The organism is Streptomyces albidochromogenes, from assembly GCF_005981925.1.
Classification (GTDB): Bacteria; Actinomycetota; Actinomycetes; order Streptomycetales; family Streptomycetaceae; genus Streptomyces; species Streptomyces albidochromogenes.
The window spans coordinates 1-466 of record NZ_VBVX01000750.1 but is presented as its reverse complement, the minus strand read 5'-3'; the positions used below and the strand labels follow the sequence as shown (position 1 = coordinate 466).

The 466-nt window shown below is 78.8% G+C and carries 1 protein-coding gene; it reads right to left on the bottom strand.

Annotated features, from left to right (window positions below):
- Window positions 1–21: 21 nt before the first annotated feature.
- On the bottom strand, window positions 22–466 hold a 445-nt coding region (locus tag E2E34_RS35040; protein ID WP_500691592.1), incomplete at its 5' end, for an Rv1486c family protein.

The following is a 466-nucleotide window of genomic DNA, read 5'->3' as shown; positions in this document are numbered from 1 at the left end:
GCCCCGGAACGCCCCACCACCTCAGCGCCCGCGCTCCCGCTCCTCCACCCACGCGTTGTACGCCGCCACCTGCGCCCGCCGGGCCACCCGCTCCACCGGCCGCAGTGCCTCCACCCGGGCCGCCATCTCCGACGCGCTGACCGCACCCCCGTGCCCGTTCTCGTGCGCCACCGACACGAGCAGCCCCACCCGCTGCGCCAGCTCCAGCACCCGCACCGCCCGGGGCGGATACCCGGGGGCCAGCACCTCCGCGCCGCCGCCCTCCACCCGCGCCCGGTACGCGTCGATCGCGGCCTCGGCCACCGGACCCGACCCCGCCAGGTCGAGCCGCGACAGCACCGCCGTGGCGTCCCGCAGCGCCTCCGCGAGCTCCCGCTCGGCCTCCCCGAGCGAGGGCACGTCGGCCGGCGGAGCCTCCCGTACGGGCAGGCAGTGCCACAGCACGTCGACCCGTACGTCCCCCTCC